This window comes from Streptococcus sp. HMSC034E03 (assembly GCF_001811505.1).
GTDB lineage: Bacteria > Bacillota > Bacilli > Lactobacillales > Streptococcaceae > Streptococcus.
In genome coordinates, this window is the sequence record NZ_KV804914.1 from 1 (window position 1) to 4,162 (window position 4,162).

The window sequence follows — 4,162 nt, forward strand, 5'->3', positions numbered from 1 at the left end:
GGTTGAAAATTCTCCTGTTGAGAAACCGACGTCTGGAAGTGATCTGTTATGATTTCTCATCCGCTGGTTGATGACTACATCAAAATGGCCGAGAGTGGAGAAATCGTCGTCAACAAAGAAAGAAAGCTGCTGTTTAAAATTATCAAGGAAAAAATCTATCCTCGTGATGATCTATATTTTGATAATGACTTAATTGACAAATTCATTCGGTTTGCGGAAAAGAACTTTTTCCCTTTGGCCAAGTATCAACTTTTTTTGGTTCCATTTATTTTTCTTTTTCGGAAAGAGGACGGAGAACCACACTTCGACGAGCATCTATATACTTTGGCTCGTGGGGGTGGTAAGAATGGTTTTATGTCTGCCAGGTCCTCGTTCTTTATCAGTCCTATCTACCCTATCAGAGATTATGATGTGACTATCACTGCGAACTCTGAGAAACAGGGTAAGGTTTCCTTTGAGGAGGTTTATGAGACTATCCAAAGGCGTGGTCTTGAAGACCATTTCTATCTAACTAAAATGTCTATCACAGGTCGAGCGAATAACTCGGTCTTTTCTTTTCGGACGAACAATCCGAAGACTATGGACTCCGCTCGTGATGGCTGTCTTGAGTTTGATGAGATTCACCAATTTGAAGATGATAAGGCAGTGAAGGTCCAACGGTCTGGTCTTGGTAAGATTGCTCATGCTCGAACATTCTACAACGGGACGAATGGATATGTGCGTGAGGGATTCTATGACAAGCTGATAGAGAAATCTATGCAAATCTTGAATGGAGAGGTTGATGATTTCAGGCTCTTTCCTTTCATCTGCAAGTTAGATAGTGCGGATGAAGTGGATGACATGAAGAACTGGCCGAAAGCAAATCCGATGTTGGATGAAAGCACGCCTTACGCTAAAAGGCTGCTTGCGAGAACCAAGGCTGACTATGATGATCTTGAGTTGGAACCGTCTGGCCGTCAGGAGTTCATGACTAAACGGATGAACCTTCCTGAAGCTGACCTTGAGAAAGATGTGACGTCTCGTGAAAAATTACTTGCTTGTCTACGGTCTCCTGGTATCGACTTGAAAGGTCGGTCATGTGTGGCTGGGTTTGACTATGCAAGCATCCGAGACTTTGCCAGTGTCGGTTTGCTGTTTAAGAATGGTGATGAGTTCATCTGGAAGCAACATTCATTTGCACGGAAATCATTTTTGAAAGCATTCAAGCTAAAAGCGCCTATTGAAGAATGGGCTGAAAAAGGCTTGTTTACGATTGTGGATGGTCCTAGCATTGATCCACGGCTTTTGATTGCCAAGCTTGAGGAATGGAGAAATCTTTATCAGATTGAGCTTGTATGCGCCGATGGTTTCAGAATGGACTTATTGAAGCCATTGCTAGAAGATGCTGGATTTGAATATGAGTTCTTACGGAATCCTGGGGCGATTCAATCCAAGGTTGCGCCAATTATTGAAGATGGATTTGCAAACGAGCGTTTTATCTTTGAGGGTGATAACTCAATGATTTGGTATACGGATAATACCTACGTCAAAGAGGACAAGGATGGCAATAAGCGTTTCTTGAAGAAAGAGCCTGTCAGAAGAAAGACAGATGGGTTCCACGCCTTGATAGCTGCTCTCTACAAGCGTGAGATAGTGCAAGAGTCGAATGTCGGGGAATTCCTTGACATGATTGATAGTTGGGATTTTTAATCTAAGAATAAATTTTGGGTGGGTGGTCGGCAGAAAATAAAAGAAAGGAGGAAGTGCATTGGGGTTACTGAATTTATTTAAGCGTGAAGTACCAGAGGTTGGTTTTGAGTTCGAGGATCTTGAGCGGATGTTTGGTAATCTTCAACTGAAAAGCTTAGCGGTTGATAAGTCTGCGGAATTTATCGCTCGGATTTTTGCTAAGTCAGTATTTAAGTATCAAGAAAACGGTAAGGTTAAGCCTTCTGATTGGGACTACTTGCTGAATGTAAGACCGAACAAGAACGAATCTGCGTCAGAGTTTTGGCAAAAGGTCGTATACAGGTTGATTACTAAGAATGAGGTCCTAATCTTTCTTACAACTGATGATCAGTTGCTTGTTGCTGACTCTTATACACGGACTAAATATGCTGTTTATGATGATGTGTTTGAGTTTGTAACTTGTAGAGGTTTCACGTTTGAGAAGCGTTTTCGGATGAGTGAAGTCATTTTCTTACAGTACAACAATAATCGACTGCAAGATTATATTTCTGACTTATTTGCTGATTACGAGAAGTTGCACACTCGTTTGGTCGAGGCCTTGGCTAGGAATAATCAAATCAGAGGAACTCTCAAAACAAAAAACAATGGGAGTTTTAATGAGCAGATGCGTGATAAACTCCAATCATATGCTGATGGTCTTTTTAAATCATTTAGCACCAAGACGATTGCCATTGTTCCAGCTCAAGATGGAATGGAATACACTGAGCATACGAATACAACAGGAACTTCAAATATTTCTGTTGATGAGCTGAAAAAACTTCGTCGGCAATTTGATGATGAGGTCGCTGACGCCTTAGGGATTCCAACTGCTTTAATCCATGGCGACATGGCCAATCTGGAAAATAGCCAAAAAATGTTTAATAGTTATTGCTACCAATCGCTTGTTAAGAAAATGAGTGATGGGCTTAATTTCGCCTTGGTATCAAGACGGGAATACGAGTGCAATAATCTATTTGTAATCATCGGCGAAGGTCAGAGAGATAAGTTTGCACTTGCTGGAAGCATTGATAAGCTTATTTCTTCTGGAGCGATGACTCGAAACGAGGTGCGCTCTGAACTTGGCTTAGAATCTGTCCCTGGTGGCGATAAATTCCTCATCACCAAAAACTATCAACTTGGTGAACAGTTAGAGAAAGGAGGTGAGAAAGAAGATGAAAGTAATTCCGATTAAGGGTACGATTGTATCAAACAATGACAGATGGCTTTACGACTGGCTGGAGTGGGATGCAACCGCTCCGAAAGATGTTGTCCTCCCTGAAAGTGGTGAACCAATTGAGGTTCATATCAATTCGGGCGGTGGAGATGTTTATGCTGGTAGTGAAATCTATACTGCTCTGCGCTCGTATCCTGGCGACGTGACCGTGAAGATTGTCGGTATTGCAGCAAGCGCAGCAAGCGTGATTGCAATGGCAGGAGATACGGTTGAAATCAGTCCGACCGCCCAAATCATGATCCATAACGTTTCAACGCAAGTGAACGGAGACCATAATGCCTTGCTTCATGAGGCCGGTGTGCTAGAAGGGTTTAACAAGTCTATTGCTAGCGCTTATGTTCATAAGACTGGAAAGGCTCTTGATGACTTGCTTGACTTGATGAACAAGACTACCTGGTTTGATGCTGAATCAGCTTTGAATCATGGATTTGTAGACAAGATTATGTTTACAAACGAAGTCGCTCCGACTCTGGTAGCGAGTGAAACTCCTATGATCCCAAGTGATTTTATCGAAAAAATGAGGTCAGCAATGACACCAGATATCGATAAAATCGCAGAACTGGTAGCTAAAAAGCTAGAAGCTAAACTACCAGATATACAAATCGACAAAGAGGCTTTTGAAAATAGCGAATTTCTACAGAAGAAATTCAATTTTCCAGAAAGTCCAGAAAATAACACAGACAAGGCTGTCCCTAAAGGGTTCGGTCTTTTTATGTTTTAAGAAAGGAAAAAACAGAATGACAATGCAATTATCTAACCAATTTGAAAAACAACGTCAGGCATTTTTGGATGCCGTTGCAAATGGTGCACCTCAAGAAGAACAAGCGAAGCTATACAATGAAATGATTGAGTCTATGACCAATGAAATGATGGTTCAAGCTCGTGATGCTGCCCGTGAAGAAGTTTCAACCTTAAATCCATACGATGCTAAGCTGACCGCTGAAGCTCGTGAGTTTTTCAATAACATTGAAAAAGCCGCACCTAAGGGAGTTGAAAAACTCTTCCCACAAGAAACAATCGACCGTATCTTTGAAGATATGGTTATGGCACGTCCACTCCTTCAGCATATCGGCCTTAAAAATGCTGGTATCCGTTTGAAATTCCTTAAATCAGAGCAAACTGGTCAAGCTGCTTGGGGTAAAATCAATGGAGAAATCCAAGGACAACTTAAACAAGAATTCAACGATGAAGAAGCAATTCAACACAAGTTGACTGCTTTCG

At 41.6% G+C, this 4,162-nt stretch carries 3 protein-coding genes and 1 pseudogene; all 4 read left to right on the forward strand.

Annotation, left to right across the window (positions count from 1 at the left end; genetic code table 11):
- Nucleotides 1–48: 48 nt before the first annotated feature.
- Nucleotides 49–1,689, forward strand: coding sequence for a terminase TerL endonuclease subunit (locus HMPREF2805_RS00075; RefSeq protein WP_075230938.1), 1,641 nt, complete (start codon nucleotides 49–51; stop codon nucleotides 1,687–1,689).
- 58 nt (nucleotides 1,690–1,747) lie between these two features.
- Nucleotides 1,748–2,899 carry a phage portal protein gene (locus tag HMPREF2805_RS00080; RefSeq protein WP_075230939.1) on the forward strand — a complete coding sequence of 384 codons (1,152 nt, stop codon included), beginning with the start codon at nucleotides 1,748–1,750 and terminating at the stop codon, nucleotides 2,897–2,899.
- Nucleotides 2,880–3,662, forward strand: coding sequence for a head maturation protease, ClpP-related (locus tag HMPREF2805_RS00085; protein ID WP_075230940.1), 783 nt, complete (start codon nucleotides 2,880–2,882; stop codon nucleotides 3,660–3,662). The genes HMPREF2805_RS00080 and HMPREF2805_RS00085 overlap by 20 nt, the downstream gene beginning before the upstream one ends.
- A gap of 16 nt (nucleotides 3,663–3,678) precedes the next feature.
- A pseudogene (locus HMPREF2805_RS00090) lies at nucleotides 3,679–4,162 on the forward strand (phage major capsid protein); the annotation flags it as partial.

Bases quoted from the DNA above. Each gene is read 5' to 3' on its own strand.
- HMPREF2805_RS00075 (WP_075230938.1), top strand. From the start codon at position 49: ATGATTTCTCATCCGCTGGTTGATGACTACATCAAAATGGCCGAGAGT.
- HMPREF2805_RS00085 (WP_075230940.1), top strand. From the start codon at position 2,880: ATGAAAGTAATTCCGATTAAGGGTACGATTGTATCAAACAATGACAGA.